The following is a 15,099-nucleotide window of genomic DNA, read 5'->3' as shown; positions in this document are numbered from 1 at the left end:
CATTGATGTAGGGCCACACATTGCTTTAGCCCTACTTCAATTTCACCTTTCAGATTGGTTCAGCCTTAGAACTAATCACCGAAGTCATCAAGTAAGATATTTTCAGGTTCGACACCTAGGCTTTCAAGCAGAGCAATCACCGATGAGTTCATAATTGGAGGGCCACACATGTAGAACTCACAATCTTCTGGTGCCTTATGATTTTTAAGATAATTCTCAAACAGCACGTTATGGATAAAACCGGTGTAACCCGTCCAATTATCTTCGGGGAGCGGATCAGATAGCGCCACATGCCAGACGAAGTTGTCGTTCTCGGCCGCTAGCGCATCAAAATCATCTTGGTAGAAGACTTCACGAGTCGAGCGCGCGCCGTACCAGAAACTCATCTTACGCTTGGTCTTAACCCCTTTTAGCTGGTTGAAGATATGTGAGCGCATCGGCGCCATACCAGCACCACCGCCGATAAAGACCATTTCGGCGTCAGTTTCTTTAACGAAGAACTCACCGAATGGGCCAGAGATCGTCACCTTATCACCCGCTTTCAGGTTAAAGATGTAGGACGACATCTTACCCGGCGGTACATTGTCACTCGGCGGCGTAGCAATACGCACGTTAAGCATGATGCGGCCTTTCTCGTCTGGGTAGTTAGCCATCGAGTAAGCACGAAGCACATCTTCATCGACTTTTGAAACCAGCTTAAACAGGTCATACTTTTCCCAATCATCACGATACTCGGCAGGAATATCGAAATCGGCGTATTTCACTTCATGGGCAGGGGCTTCAATCTGAATATAACCACCCGCTTTAAAGAGCACGTCTTCGCCCTCTGGCAGCTTAAGCAGTAACTCTTTAATAAAGGTCGCTTGGTTATTATTCGAGATCACTTCACACTGCCACTTCTTAACGCCGAAGATCTCCTCATCGACCTCAAGCTCCATATCGGTTTTCACCGATACCTGACAGGCTAGACGACAACCTTCTTTAGCTTCTTTCTTATTGATGTGGTCACGCTCAGTCGCTAAAATTTCACCACCACCTGATTTAACTTTCACTCGGCACTGACCACAGGTACCACCGCCACCACAGGCTGACGGGATAAAGATATTCTTTCCTGCGAGTGCGCCCAGTAACTTGTCTCCGGCTTGTGTCGAGATACTTTTCTCTACGTCACCATTAATACGAATGTTGACGTCACCTGTCGAGACCAACTTGCTCTTGGCGAATAAAATCACCATGACCAATATACTCACCACGAAGGTGAACATACCGATACCAATTGCCATTTCCATCGAATCTACCTTTTGTTTAATTCGTTTTCATTAAGGGGTTTTAACACTCAAAACACCGTTAAATAGAAATTCCGGAGAAAGCCATAAAGCCTAATGCCATCAAGCCTGTCGTAATAAACACAATGCCTATGCCCTGCAAACCTTCAGGGATAGCATGAAACTTCATGCGCTCACGCAGACCGGCTAGCATCACAATCGCCATTGCCCAACCAAAACCTGAACCTAAGGCGAATACGGTTGACTCAGCGAAGGTGTAATCACGGTTCGCCATAAAGATAACGCCGGCGAAAATCGCGCAGTTCACGGTCAATAGTGGCAAGAAGATACCCAGCGAGTCATACAGCGCAGGAATGTACTTATCTAAGAACATCTCCAAGATCTGCACCAAGGCTGCAATCACTCCGATAAAGGTAATAAGCTGCAAATAGCTTAAATCCAGCGCAGGGTAACCCGCCCACGCAAGCGCGCCAGGGGCTAAAACATTGGCGTAGATCAGCTGGTTAATCGGCACCGCAATGGTCATCACCACGATAACTGCGATACCAAGACCAAAAGAGGTTGAAACCTTTTTCGATACCGCCAAGAAGGTACACATCCCCATAAAGAATGTCAGCGCCATGTTGTCGATAAACGCGGCTTGAATAAACAGATTAATATAATGTTCCATATCGCCTCTTAACCTCGCTTACGTTGAATGACGTTGATTGACCAGATCATTAGGCCAATAAGGAAGAATGCGCTTGGTGGCAACTTAAACATCTCGTTCGCAAGATACCAGCCGCCATTCTCTACGGTTTTTAAGATCTCATGGCCAAACAAGGTGCCACTGCCTAAAAGTTCTCGAACGAAGGCTACACCCAGCAAAATTACGCCATAACCCATGGCATTACCTACAGCATCCACAACAGCTAAATGCGGCGGATTCTTCATGGCAAACGCTTCGGCGCGGCCCATGATGATACAGTTGGTGATGATCAAGCCAACGAATACCGATAGCTGACGCGATAGCTCATAGGCAACATCTTGCAGCACCATATCGACCACGATGACCAGTGATGCTATCACTGTCATCTGGGCGATAATACGCACACTGTTTGGAATGAGTGAGCGAATGCTTGAGATAATGAGGTTTGAGAACACCAATACAAAGGTTACCGCCAGCGTCATCACTAACGCGGTCTGCATCGAGTTACTCACGGCAAGCGCCGAACAGACACCGAGCACCTGCATCGCAACAGGGTTATTCGTAAAAATAGGCCCCGTTAATATGTCTTTAGTCGAAATAGTTTGAGTACTCATCCTTTATACCTCCGACGCTTTTAATTTTTTAAAGAAGGTTTCAAACCCTTCATGACCAAACCAGAACTGCACCGTTCGCTGTAGTCCACGTCCTGTCAGGGTTGCGCCACTCACAGCATCAACACCGTGAACGTCACCCTCTTTAGCGCCGCCTTTAACCACTTTAAAGGCCACTTTACCTTTGTCATCGAAGATCTGTTTGTTATGCCACTGAGAGGTCCACTCTGGATCGTTTAGGAAGTCACCAATGCCCGGTGTTTCTCCGTGTTCATAAATCACCACATTTTCGATGGTATTGAGATCTGGCTTAAGCGCTACAAAACCGTAGATCATCGACCATAAGCCTTTACCGTAAATCGGTACCACAATGCTGCGAAGCTTGCCGTTATCGTCAAACACCTTAAATACACGCACTTGATCGGCGCGGGATTTAATTTTTGCGGTGTCTTTCTTTGGCTTGCTAGAAGTATCAGGGTTGATCGCTGCCATGCGAGGATCAAAGTCCATCACATTAGCATTGCTATCGATATCACCAGTATCCAATGACACCAGCAGCGGCTTAACGTCTTTTTCAAATAACACTCTGAAATCTTTATCACCGCTAAGATCGACATCTGCAGCCAGTAACACATTTCGCATCAGCTCGTCACGCTTCTTGACTAACTTGCGCTCTTTAAGTACTTCTGCGGTACCAGTGATCATAAATGAGCACAGTAAACATAGGGTCACGGTAAAAATCATGGTGCCCATAAAAGAATCTTTCTTAAATGCCATTACGCTTTATTCTCCGTATTGACCTGACGATCCGCACTCTTTGGCGTCCGATGACATATTCAAATATCGTTTCCCAAATATTGGCAATTAACATCATCGGCATTGCCAATAATGACGCGCTGCCGCCTTGCTTCGAATTAGCTCTATAGTCCATGACGCTTAAGCCTCCGCTTGATGTTGGCTTTGGCGACCAAGTAATCGAAGATAGGCGCCCATAGGTTGGCAAACAAGATGGCAAGCATGATGCCTTCAGGCATTTTTGGATTCACCACACGAATAAGCACAGTCATAAAACCAATCAATAGGCCGTAAGCAAGCTTGCCTTTAGTGGTATATGAAGTGGTCACCGGATCGGTGGCCATAAACATCATACCGATAGCGAAACCACCCGTGACGAGATGCCAAGTCCACGGCATTGCAAACATTTCATTCTTGCTTGAGCCGATAAGGTTGAACATGATCGCAGTGACGATCATACCCAGCATTACGCCCGCTACGATCCGCCAGTCAGCTAAACGCGTCAGCACAAGGAAGCCGCCACCAACCAAAAGGGCTAAGGTGCTCGTCTCACCAATCGCACCCGGGGTAAAACCAAAGAAGGCGTTCCACCAGTTAGGGTCGCTAAAGGCATCGAACCAAGTGTAATCAGCAAAGCTCACCTTGCCCGCAGCGGCTTGCATCAAGGTCGTTGCACCAGAGAAACCATCAACGGCCACCAATTGGCTCACTGCCGTCACTTGTGATGGGTAGGCGAAATAGATAAACGCCAAACCTGCAAGCGCTGGGTTTAAGAAGTTGTAACCCATGCCACCGAAGACTTCTTTTGCCATGATCACGCCAAAGGTAATACCCATGGCCACCAACCAAAGCGGTGTCGATACTGGTAAAATCAAGGTAAATAGTAACGCGGTAACGAAGAAACCTTCATGCAGCTCTTGGCCGCGCACCTTGGCAAACACCACCTCCCAAAACAGACTGACAACCAGTGCCGTTAGGTAGATAGGCGCATAGAAACTCAGGCCATAGAAGAATAAACCGATAAAGCCAGTTTGCTCCGTCATGCCGCCAAAAATCAGGTTAAATGCAATAAGCTGCCACACATCAGCGGTTGCCAAGCCCGACGCAACAGCAATCTGAGCTTGAAGACCTATGTTATACATACCAAACAAAATCGCAGGTAATAGACATAGACCCACTATGGTCATGGTACGTTTAACATCAATGGCATCACGAATGTGCACCCGACCTTGAGTGCTGCGACCATGGGCTATCAGCAGTGAGCTTAAATAGCCCTTTACCGAGTTACCCGGCGCATAATAATCCTCTTGGATATCAGGCTTTTTATCTTGCTGACTCATTACCCTTCCCTCTCAATAATCTCTAAACAAGCACGTAACTCTTTACCAAAGTCATACTTGCCAGGGCACACAAATGTGCACAGTGCTAAATCTTCTTCATCCAGCTCTAATGCCCCAAGCGCCTGCGCCTCATCAGTATCACGTACCACTAGATCTCTCACCAACAAGGTCGGTAAGATATCCAGCGGCATGACGCGATCTAGCTGACCAAAAGCCATCATGGCACGCGCTGAGCCGCCAGTGTGGGTGGTAAAGTCGAACAGCTGCTTAGCGCCCTTAAGGCGTGATGTTACCGCGCGGGTAATGGAGAACTTAGTCGAGCCGCCACGTACCCACGGCAATAGATGATGTTTAGCATCCTCTTGCAGCACGCTAATTTGATTATGGAAACGGCCGAGGAAATCATGAGGCCCTTTTGCGGTATGACCCGACAACAGTGAGCCCGATACCACACGAGAGAAACCCTCTTTTAATTCGCCTCGAATGACTTCAGATAGCTGTGCACCTGCTTGCATACGAATAAGACGCGGATTGATAACGTCGGGGCCGGCCAATGCAACAACACGGTCGGAATAAAGCTCACCGGTTAAAAACAGTTTGCCGTAGGCGATAACGTCTTGATAGCCAAGGTGCCAAACTGGACGCTCAAGACTGACAGGCAAGACGAAATGAATATGGGTTCCCACTATGCCTGCTGGGTGTACGCCAGCAAAATAGTGATTGCTGACTTTGGGTAGGTCATGGCCTGGCAGTGGCTCACCTTGCTCTTGGCATAGGTGTACCTTTGCATCAGTCAGCTGACTCAACACCTGTAATCCTGCCGCAAACGCTTGCTCTTGTTCGCTAATAATCAGTCTAGGTTCGGCGGATAATGGATTGCTGTCCATTGCGCTAACAAAAATACCAGCAGGAAGGCTGTCTAATTGAGGGACTTTGGAGAAAGGGCGAGTACGTAATGCGGTCCACAAACCACTTTCAACGAGTTTGTCTTGTACGGCTTGACGACTTAATGAGTCAATATCTTTACATGCTGTAAAGTTTTTTGCCTCAGTGTCATCACATTCAATAACGATGGATTGGAAAAGTCTGCGTTCACCTCGGTTAATCGCAATAACTTTACCACTTGCGGGCGCGGTATAAATAACGCCGGTGGTTTTCTTATCTTCAAAGAGCGCTTGGCCCTTTTGAACATGATCCCCCACCTCTACAAGCATTGTTGGTTTCAAGCCAATGTATTCTTCACCGAGCAAGGCAACATGGGATGCCTTAGGACCATCATGGATCACTTGCGAAGGTTCACCGGCTATGGGCACATCTAAGCCCTTTTTTATCGTTATAACTTGGTTTGAGTAACCTGCCATCACTAAAATCAACCGTTAAAATTTTGGATGCACAATAATAAATGTTTGTTAACTAATATTCCAAGTCAAACTTCACACTTTGCTGCCAAAGTTGTAAGTTACCAACAAAAAAACTGCCAGCGGCCTACATTTCGTGACCGAACTTCAAAATCGTTCAGCTAAAGCGCAATTTATGTAGTTTTAATACGTAAACAATACAATAAATAGCCAACCAGAATAACAACAGCGGCATCACACTCCTAAATCGCACAAAACCCTATACTAACAATGGCATAGGTAACGCAGAACCCATGTAGACAGTATGGGTTCTGCCCTCATCCTTAACGACAAGCTATTGGAATAGTTAGTAAAATTACACAATAAAAATAACACTAACGTGGCTTGCTTTCAGTTGTACGGGCTATACATGTAGATATGTCATCTCATCTCGGCACTAAACACTCTCATAAAGGTTCACTTTTAACTGCTGTAAACCTCTCAATCCAATCGGTAATACAGTGAATGAACCACGCGGACGCTATCTGTAACGCTAAATAGCAAAAGCTACACTAAACTTAATTGTAAGCCTGAATATTGGTTACTCATTTTGCTATCAAACAGACTGCCCGCCTTTATATCGCAACTCCTGATTGCAGCTTTACTGCAACTGACATTTTGTTGCGGTTTAAGCTATGCCACCCCCACCCAAGAGTCAGCAATCACAGCAAGACCTCAAGTGTTAGTTCTCGCGTTTGAAGGCGCCATTGGTCCTGCGACTAGCGAATATTTAACCCAAGGTATCGAGCGAGCAAACGTAAACGCTGCACTAGGAAATGGCGAAATAGAGCTCATTGTTATCGTGATGGACACCCCAGGTGGCCTTGTCTCTAGCCTAAGAGATATCAATCAAAGCATCTTAAATTCCTCTGTCCCTATCGCCTGTTTAGTCGCGCCCCCCGGTGCGAGAGCGGCGAGCGCCGGCACCTATATTCTGTACGCATGTCATATCGCCGCCATGGCCGAAGCCACCACCTTAGGCGCAGCAACGCCGGTTAGTATTGGCCCAGGAAGTGCCCCGACACCTGCGCCAAAACAAGATCCAAAAGATGATGATAAGTCCGCTCCAGCCACGCCCAGCGCAATGGAGAAAAAAATCCTCAACGATTCCATCGCCTATATACGTGCACTGGCACAGCTTCGCGGCCGGAATGAGCAATGGGCGGAACTCGCTGTCAAAGAGGCTGCCACCCTCACCGCGAATGAAGCGCTCGAAATGAACGTCATTAATCTCATCAGCCCCGATGCGCCGCGGCTAGTCGCCGAACTGACAGGCTGGCAAGTTGAGATAGATCATCAACAACTGACATTGGCATTAGATAATGCCGAACTGCATTATTTAAAACCCGATTGGCGTAACCGTATTATCTCTACGGTTACCAATCCCAATGTTGCTTACATTTTAATGTTGATCGGAATTTACGGGATTTTGCTTGAGTTCTATAGTCCCGGAATAGGGATTGCGGGGATCACAGGTGCCATAAGCTTACTGGTTGCCTTATATGCGTTTCAGATGCTGCCCATTAGCTATGCTGGATTAGGTCTGTTACTACTCGGGATTGCTCTGATAACCATTGAGTCATTTGCTCCAAGCTTTGGCCTGTTTGGAATTGGTGGCATTGTCGCTTTTGCGGTTGGATCGCTATTTTTACTCGATACAAAAACCGATCATTTTGCGCTTTCTCTGCCACTCATCGCCGCGGTATCGGTCACCGTAACCTTAGGCTCCCTGCTAGTGCTTGGTACATTGTGGCGGAATCGAAAATCCCCCATCGTCAGTGGTGATGGACAAATTGTTGGCCAGCTTGCGCTGGTAACTGATGACTTTACATCGAGTATGCAGCTAACAAATGCATCTGATACTGATGTTGTTAATGTAACAGGCAATGCTCAGCCGACATATAAAGGCTTTGTGCTACTTCAGGGTGAGGTCTGGGCAGCAAGCTCACTATCACCACTAAAAAAGGCTCAGCAAGTCACCGTCGTCGTGCGTCATGACCTTTCACTGGAGGTTGAACTGTCTCCAGTTTCTAATCAACAAGTACTAACCAAGAAGTGCTAAATAGCTAAGGAGTCGAATATGGAACCCATTTTCGGAAATGGTAGCATCTTTATAGGCGTACTCACCTTCCTTATTGTCGGCTTGCTGGTCAGCATGTTTAAGATCTTAAGAGAGTATGAACGCGGTGTGATCTTCCTATTGGGCCGTTTTTACCGAGTAAAGGGACCGGGATTGATCATAGTGATCCCCATCGTACAGCAGATGGTGAGAGTCGATCTGCGTACCGTAGTGATGGATGTTCCAACTCAGGATGTCATTAGCCGCGATAACGTCTCGGTGCGCGTCAATGCGGTGATCTACTTTAGGGTGATCGATGCTCAAAAAGCGATTATCAACGTCGAGGATTATCTGCAAGCCACATCACAGCTGGCACAAACGACCCTGCGTTCGGTGCTCGGTCAACACGAACTCGATGAGATGCTCGCTAACCGAGAGATGCTCAACACCGACATTCAAGCCATTCTCGATACCCGTACCGATGGCTGGGGGATTAAGGTGTCCAATGTAGAGATAAAACATGTGGATCTGAATGAAACCATGATTAGGGCCATTGCAAGGCAGGCCGAAGCCGAGCGTACTCGTCGAGCAAAAGTGATCCATGCATCGGGTGAGATGGAAGCCTCGGCAAAACTGGTTGAAGCTGCCGAGAAACTCTCGGCTGAGCCCAACGCCATCTTACTGCGTTATTTGCAAACCCTCACAGAGATTGCAGGCGAGAAGAACTCCACCATACTGTTTCCACTGCCCATGGAGCTACTCAAGGGCGTATTAGGTCAGCAGGATAAAAAACCGTAGAGCCGAAAATGACTTTTCAAGGCGAGCGTCCTATCTAGCCTTTAAATACGAAAAAGCCCTCTATAAAGAGGGCTTTCTATTGTTAACTTAGCAGTTAACGGCTAAGCATTAACGACTGACGTTAGCTAAATAGGCTTAACTATTGGCGTTAGCCTGCTCAGCTGGCACTGGGATTTCAGTTTCTGGGTTAAACTTATCGATAACCACAGCACAAACCGCATCACCCGTAATGTTTAGCGTTGTTCTGATCATGTCAAACACACGGTCCAGAGCGAACAGTAGTGGTAGGCCTTCAATTGGAATACCAGCAGCAACTAATACCGCAATCACTAGGAATGATGGACCTGGAACACCCGCTTGGCCAATCGCGCCCAATGTCGAGGTGAATATGATTGCAACGTAAGCTGCAAGGCCTAGCTCTACATTGAACATCTGAGCGAAGAATACCGCTACTAGACCGTAGTAGATCGCGTTACCACTCATGTTAATGGTAGCGCCTAAAGGCAATACAAACGCGGCTGTCGACTTAGATACGCCTAGCTCTTTCTCACACACTTCGATGTTAACTGGCAGCGCAGCCATCGATGAAGCGGTAGACATAGCCAATGCTTGCGGCTTCTTCATCGCCGATAGGAACTTGCCAACCGGAACGTTAGAGAAGAACTTCACCATCAATGGGAAGAAGATAAAGCCATAGATTAAGATAGCTGCGACATAAACTAGGAATAGGTTCAACACCACAGTCAATGACTGGAAGCCAAAGGTACCTACAGAGTCAGCCATCAAGCCAAACACACCAATCGGGGCAATCAACATCACGATGTTAATCATCCAAATAAAGGCTTCAACGATAGTATTCAGTGCAGAAGTAATCGGCTTAGCACTCTCTGGATTAACTTTAGTCAGTGCGATACCGAAGAAGATACAGAACACCAAAATTTGCAGAATGTTACCGCCAGTTAGCGCCTCGAACACGTTCGTTGGGATCATACCGATAATGGTATCAGCCACACCAGGTAGTGCGCCCTGCTCAGCGGTTACCGCAGCGAGACCCGCAGTATGCTGTGAGAAGTCCATGCCAACACCTGGCTGGAAGAACTCACCCATAACAAGCGCTAAAGTCACAGCCAAAGCAGAGGTCGCCATGAAGAAACTGATAGTGCCAATACCGACTTTACCTGCCGATGGACCAGCGCCTAAGCTTGCTGCGCCCGCAATAATTGAAACTGCGACTAGAGGGATCACCAACATTTTAATCAAATGGATAAAAAATGTTCCTAGCGGAGCGAAGATAGAGGCATCTTCTCCCATCATCATACCCACGATCGCACCTAGGACCATAGCTACAACTACTTGGAATCCGATATTCTTATAAAACTTTTTCTTTTTGTTCAACACCCTAGCTCCATCACAGACTTATATTTTTTAAGTAGTACGAGTACCACTTTAATTCTTTGAAGTACGATAACACCCAGTGTAGGTTATTAATGTGATTCACTAACGAGTTATCATTGATTACGTCAAATAATAAGAAATATTCGACTTACATTGAACAATCCTCAAAAAAATGCGCCATTAAAAATAGAAAATGCATTTTTTAAAAACAAGTGTTACACACAATAGTGCCGACGTAACCAATAGCTAACCCACCCCAACAACTGAACAACATAACAGTATAAAATACCGACTACACCTGCTCTTTCTAGGCTCGGTAAAATAAACTCAACCCATAGTCGATACAAGCTTGTGCTTTTCCTAGTGCCTAGAAGCGGAGCGTCCTCGCAGTGAGCCTGCGAACGCCCTAGGATCTAGAGAGCTATTTCCTGCTACTTTCATAAGCTAGCAAGCTAAATTCTGTCTATTATTAAATATGTACTTATTATTAAATATGCACTTAGTCGCTTTATTCTTCCTCATTTAGGGAGTATATAGTGAGGTATAGATGATGTTTTACGCCTAATTATCACCGAGGTTTACTATGCGTACTCGCCAAATTTTATGCCCAACAGACTTTTCTGACACTGCATCCCACGCCCTAGGCTACGCCATTGAGATGGCAAACCTATATCAAGTGAATATCCGATTGCTACACGTGATGAGCAAACCCTATGGGGAGCACAACTATGGCATCGTAGTAGAGAGCAGTCAGGAATTGGAGACTCAACTTAAAGCCTATTCAAACGAAAAACTCGCTGCACTAGTAAAGGAGATTGAACCAAAACTGAATAAGACGCTGCAAGTTAAAACCGCCATCAGAAGTGGCGATACCTTTGCACAGATCCTAGAAGACAGTGTTGAGAACGACGTAGGCATGATCGTTATCGCGAGCCATGGTCATACCGGGCTGTCTCATATGCTTAACCCCAACGTATCAGAGGCACTGGCAAATAAGGCCAAATGTCCAGTATTAGTAGTTAAGTGATTATAAAGAAGGTCCTAGAATCTAGGAAAAGCAGGTAAAGCCAAGTCGAACAGGCATAGACGAACGCTGCGCTAAAGGGAAAACTAAAGAGGTTAAGCCTCAATGCTTTTTCCTTGAAGCGTAGCGTCCTAGCCTTTAAATCTTTATCAATGTAGGTCGGCATTTATGCCGTCAATTCTCGACGTAAAAATACCGCGGTGATGGGCTAAAGCCCAATCTACAATAGCATTCCCCTGAAGCGCAGCGCCCTACCGCTTAAAACCTAGTATCTAAGCCACTGATGTGTTTAGCTATCTGTATTCTTGGTAAAACTTTCAAGCAGCAAAATGACTAACATAAAAGAATCAACTGTTAAGCCAAGTCACCCGTTAACTGGCGGCTGTCTATGTAACAAGGTTCGATATCGCGTAACTGGTCAGCCCTTCGATGCCGACTTTTGCCATTGTCGCCATTGCCAAAAAAGTACCGGCTCAGTAGTGGGCGCATGGATGGATTTTAAACGGGAGCAAGTTGCCTGGCTTACTGAGCCACCAAAAGAATTTGCCTCATCCGAGCATGTTCGACGCGGGTTTTGTCAGCATTGCGGCAGCCAAGTAAGCTTTCGCGATCTGCGTTATGGCCAATATCTCACCTTAAGTATCACCACACTCGATGAACCAAACACCATCAAACCTAACTACCATATCTACACCGACAGCCAACTTGAATGGTTTAACATTCAAGATGACTGTCCAAGGTACGCTAAGAACCGAAGATGAAATGAAGGTTCTAGGCTTAGGTATTAGAGGTTCTGGGTTCTGGGCTAGGCAAAATAAATCAGAATTTTAACTGATACTAGGTTTGTCTTTTCCTAGGACCTAGAAGCGCAGCCCCCTAGCAGTGAGCCTGCGAACGCCCTCGTTGCTAACCCATGAACTGTAAAATCCTGTAATCTCACTGCTAACTTACTTCAATATACGTTATGCTGCCCCGTATAAACCAAAAACTAGAACAAAAAATCCCTATGCGCTTAACATCACGGCTTTCAAAGCATGCTTCTTCAAAGCTGATACTTTTAAAACTGCCACTTTCAAAGCTCACTCTTTCAAAAGCTGGAAGCATCAGATCCCGCCTGACGGCTTTGTCTATTATTACCTTACTGAGTACCTTGCTCAGTGCCTGTAGTAGTCAGCCCGATATCGAACCCGAAAAATTTGCAGGGCAAGTTAGCGACTCTTTTAGAACCGATATCAAGAGTAATGGCTTAAAGTTATTTACCTACCGCGCCATTCTCACTATGGCAACGCCGCAAAATCAGACTCTGCCACACGAGGTTCGCTCAAACCAGAAGAAACGCTCTCGCTCGAAGCAGCGTTATCAAGGGCCGGATTTAACAATGTGGACTGAAAAGATTGAGCACGGCTTGCAGCAAACCATCAAGATGACAGGCTATTGCAAAGAGGGATATATAGAGCTCAGTCGTACGATTCAGTATGATCGCGGCACTATTCGCGGTGAGTGCAATGATGGTGCCGATGAAGCGGATGTAGCCAAGTTTAATTCTTAAAAATGTTATTAAACAACTGAAAGGACAGCTTATTATCTCTGCCCTTTCAATCTGCTCTTTACCCCATTTCAACCAGCCCTTTAAAACTGTGCTTTAAAACTATACTTTAAAATAAGTAAGCTGCTTGGCTATGAATATCAGTATTGCAGTAAATATGGCTATGGCTATGGCTATGGCTATGGCTATGGCTAGAACGATGACTCTATTGGATAACCACAATCAGTCAAGAACTGTAAAAAGCCATACTCAGTTAACCAACAAAGCTGCTCCTCTGAGCTAACCAAAAATCGACCGCTATAACACAAGCCATGGCCAGAGACTGGGCCTACCACATTGGTGGAGCGTGGCACAATTAACATCCATCGCTGAGTCAGTAAAATATTATAAGGTAAACACTCCGCGACGCCGTCAGTCATGGTCGTTTTGTAGCGGCTAAACTTAATCATCGCGGCGTTATAATGCTGCATCAACAATTCGGCATCTAAGTGTTCAAATTGAAATAGATAATGCTTAAAGGGTAATTGGCCTGAGAGTATTGAAGCTTCTAATAAGATAGGCGTTTTAACTAACTGCATATGACGGTGCATTTGGCTAGCCCCGGCATCGTGCCCGGCATTAAAAAAACCCAGCGTATCGGCCGAAGAAAAGCCCTTAACCCATGCCTGAAAATCGACTAATCTCAAAGCCGATGTTTGCGAAAGATATTCTTTAGCACAGATCAATATATGCGGAGTGATAATCGGAAATTTATTCAGTAAACAGACATGTTCTGAACCGACCTCTCCAATGTAAAGTGAAGGATCATAGGGAGCAATAAAAGGATCATGTCTCGACACCAGTGGCTGATGCTTTTTCGCCATATTCTCTGTAACTATGTTGCCTAAATAGCTAAATCCATCTAGTTCAATTAATGTATCAGCATCTGTTAACGGCAGTAATACACCGGTTTGCACACCGCTCTCTGTTAGCTTCTCCGCTATTGTCCAAAGCATTTGACTCGATCCAATTCAAAAGGTTGCCGACTGAGAATAATCTATTCACTGTGATAAAAACAGCCGTTTTCGCTACTTTATCAAAGCCTAACCGCCCTAAATCACTTTGGGATAAAAGCGACTCACCACGAAAAAGGCGGAGACCACAAAGAAAAGCAACAGCTCAAGCAGTTTGAACTTTTTATCTTTACCTTCGTGCACTTCGTGAAAGCGCAGCGCTTCGTGGTTAAACGTGGCGTGGGAATCGAGCTTTGGACGAGCTATGCCTGCCCTAGATTATTATGCCTAACGCCCGCTTAACTTGCTGCCAACTGCACCGCACTCAACCAGACCGCCGTAATAACAAAAGCCAACCCGAACCAAAAATGCCACAGGTTGGCAGTCAGGTTTAAGCGATTGTTAGGTTTGCGGGTTAAAAACTAGCTCGTATTTTTCATCACTAACCTCAGCAGTGTAGACATCAACATGAGGAAGGTGAGTTTCACAAGCTAAAATCAGCTTCTTTGCTTCACCTTTCGGCATATTGGCACCAATGTATATGGACTTATACGCTTCTTTGGGGATTTTAAATAAATATACAGGCTCATTAAACTGGCAATGTTTCCCATTAGCCCCCCCTAAATCGAGTAGTTTAAAGAGGCGTTCTTCCTCTTCATATGCCCAGTCAATAGATTTATGACAAAAAATCAATTCTTCATCATGTGTTTGGACTACCCTATTTTTACTATAAACAACCTTCTTTAATGCTGGTTCAAAGTCATTATCACCAGATTCTTTGAAAAACTCATGTTGCTCATCGAAGCCAATAGCAAATCCCGTGTGACTTTCACCGTAATGCGCCCACATCAACATATTGTGTACATTTCTAGACAGCGATAGAATCCCATATATTGAAGAGAAATACTCGGCAGTCATTCTTCCTTGAGTTGAAGGCTTTTCTAAGTAACGTCTTATATTGGCAACAGAAGGCAGCATTTTTTCATATTCATCATCTGTTGCTGGCTCATCAAGTTGCATTAACACCGATGACTCAAATGGATCATTTAAAGCTGTAAATTGTGTAAACCTGATTTCATTTTTACAAATCAAACTATCGATCCATCTATTAGACACATACTTAAAAAGCATCACTACTCCATGTTCAAGGAACTAAAATTTATATCTG

General features: G+C 45.5%; 14 protein-coding genes. 5 read left to right on the top strand and 9 right to left on the bottom strand.

What is annotated here, in order from left to right; translation table 11 throughout:
• Positions 1–71 precede the first annotated feature (71 nt).
• The 6 genes from nqrF to SHAL_RS08520 all read right to left on the bottom strand — a co-directional run bounded on the left by nqrF (position 72) and on the right by SHAL_RS08520 (position 6,081).
• Complete coding sequence (gene nqrF, locus SHAL_RS08545; protein WP_012276753.1) at positions 72–1,289, bottom strand: NADH:ubiquinone reductase (Na(+)-transporting) subunit F; 1,218 nt, start codon at positions 1,287–1,289, stop codon at positions 72–74.
• Between the two features lie 58 nt (positions 1,290–1,347).
• Positions 1,348–1,956, bottom strand: a complete 609-nt coding sequence (gene nqrE, locus SHAL_RS08540) for an NADH:ubiquinone reductase (Na(+)-transporting) subunit E (protein ID WP_012276752.1) — start codon at positions 1,954–1,956, stop codon at positions 1,348–1,350.
• Between the two features lie 8 nt (positions 1,957–1,964).
• On the bottom strand, positions 1,965–2,588 hold the full coding sequence (locus SHAL_RS08535) for an NADH:ubiquinone reductase (Na(+)-transporting) subunit D (RefSeq protein WP_012276751.1): 624 nt from the start codon (positions 2,586–2,588) through the stop codon (positions 1,965–1,967).
• Between the two features lie 3 nt (positions 2,589–2,591).
• On the bottom strand, positions 2,592–3,362 hold the full coding sequence (locus SHAL_RS08530) for a Na(+)-translocating NADH-quinone reductase subunit C (protein WP_012276750.1): 771 nt from the start codon (positions 3,360–3,362) through the stop codon (positions 2,592–2,594).
• A 143-nt stretch (positions 3,363–3,505) separates the two neighbouring features.
• Positions 3,506–4,720 carry an NADH:ubiquinone reductase (Na(+)-transporting) subunit B gene (locus SHAL_RS08525; RefSeq protein ID WP_012276749.1) on the bottom strand — a complete coding sequence of 405 codons (1,215 nt, stop codon included), beginning with the start codon at positions 4,718–4,720 and terminating at the stop codon, positions 3,506–3,508.
• Positions 4,720–6,081 carry a Na(+)-translocating NADH-quinone reductase subunit A gene (locus SHAL_RS08520; protein ID WP_012276748.1) on the bottom strand — a complete coding sequence of 454 codons (1,362 nt, stop codon included), beginning with the start codon at positions 6,079–6,081 and terminating at the stop codon, positions 4,720–4,722. The genes SHAL_RS08525 and SHAL_RS08520 overlap by 1 nt, the downstream gene beginning before the upstream one ends.
• A gap of 586 nt (positions 6,082–6,667) precedes the next feature.
• Between SHAL_RS08520 and SHAL_RS08515 the strand changes: the two genes are divergently transcribed.
• Positions 6,668–8,179, top strand: a complete 1,512-nt coding sequence (locus SHAL_RS08515; RefSeq protein ID WP_012276747.1) for an NfeD family protein — start codon at positions 6,668–6,670, stop codon at positions 8,177–8,179.
• An 18-nt stretch (positions 8,180–8,197) separates the two neighbouring features.
• Positions 8,198–8,974 (top strand): slipin family protein, encoded by a 777-nt coding sequence (locus tag SHAL_RS08510; RefSeq protein ID WP_012276746.1) that lies wholly within the window; start codon positions 8,198–8,200, stop codon positions 8,972–8,974.
• Positions 8,975–9,109: 135 nt separating this feature from the next.
• Here the strand turns inward: SHAL_RS08510 and SHAL_RS08505 are convergent, their stop codons facing one another.
• Positions 9,110–10,372, bottom strand: coding sequence for a dicarboxylate/amino acid:cation symporter (locus SHAL_RS08505; protein ID WP_012276745.1), 1,263 nt, complete (start codon positions 10,370–10,372; stop codon positions 9,110–9,112).
• A 580-nt stretch (positions 10,373–10,952) separates the two neighbouring features.
• On the opposite strand from SHAL_RS08505, the gene SHAL_RS08500 reads away from it, so the two are divergent.
• From SHAL_RS08500 to SHAL_RS08490, 3 genes are all read left to right on the top strand, one after another.
• Entirely contained in the window at positions 10,953–11,396 is a 444-nt protein-coding gene (locus SHAL_RS08500; RefSeq protein ID WP_012276744.1) for a universal stress protein, read from the top strand.
• Positions 11,397–11,722: 326 nt separating this feature from the next.
• Positions 11,723–12,154 (top strand): GFA family protein, encoded by a 432-nt coding sequence (locus tag SHAL_RS08495; protein ID WP_012276743.1) that lies wholly within the window; start codon positions 11,723–11,725, stop codon positions 12,152–12,154.
• 362 nt (positions 12,155–12,516) lie between these two features.
• Complete coding sequence (locus SHAL_RS08490) at positions 12,517–12,942, top strand: hypothetical protein (RefSeq protein WP_223296257.1); 426 nt, start codon at positions 12,517–12,519, stop codon at positions 12,940–12,942.
• 188 nt (positions 12,943–13,130) lie between these two features.
• Here SHAL_RS08490 and SHAL_RS08485 read toward each other — a convergent pair whose 3' ends face one another.
• On the bottom strand, positions 13,131–13,934 hold the full coding sequence (locus SHAL_RS08485; protein WP_012276741.1) for an ATP adenylyltransferase family protein: 804 nt from the start codon (positions 13,932–13,934) through the stop codon (positions 13,131–13,133).
• Positions 13,935–14,333: 399 nt separating this feature from the next.
• Positions 14,334–15,062 carry a DUF2971 domain-containing protein gene (locus tag SHAL_RS08480; RefSeq protein ID WP_012276740.1) on the bottom strand — a complete coding sequence of 243 codons (729 nt, stop codon included), beginning with the start codon at positions 15,060–15,062 and terminating at the stop codon, positions 14,334–14,336.
• Positions 15,063–15,099 lie beyond the last annotated feature (37 nt).

Origin of the sequence: Shewanella halifaxensis HAW-EB4 (assembly GCF_000019185.1) — a bacterium.
GTDB classification, from domain to species: Bacteria; Pseudomonadota; Gammaproteobacteria; order Enterobacterales; family Shewanellaceae; genus Shewanella; species Shewanella halifaxensis.
This window is presented reverse-complemented; position numbering and strand designations above follow the sequence as displayed.